The following is a 233-nucleotide window of genomic DNA, read 5'->3' on the forward strand; positions in this document are numbered from 1 at the left end:
CGCGTTAACCGCGCCTGGCTTAACAGCCAAGTGGCCGGTAAGCGCGTGTTGGACGTTTTCAGCTATGTGGGTGGCTGGGGCGTTCAGGCGGCGGCCAGCGGTGCATCAGAAGTGCTTTGCGTGGACGCATCCGGTGCGGCACTGGAGCAAGTGGCGCGCAATGCCGAGCTGAACGGCGTTCAAGAGCAGGTAGCTGTCGGTGAAGGCGATGCGTTTGAGGCATTGGCGGCGCT

The 233-nt window shown here is 63.1% G+C and carries 1 protein-coding gene; it reads left to right on the forward strand.

The window, feature by feature from the left end:
* The coding region (locus R0J88_RS23765; RefSeq protein ID WP_410901423.1) for a class I SAM-dependent methyltransferase at positions 1 to 233 on the forward strand (233 nt) is incomplete at both ends.

Origin of the sequence: Pseudoalteromonas sp. SIMBA_162, assembly GCF_046535955.1 — a bacterium.
Lineage (GTDB): Bacteria > Pseudomonadota > Gammaproteobacteria > Enterobacterales > Alteromonadaceae > Pseudoalteromonas > Pseudoalteromonas marina.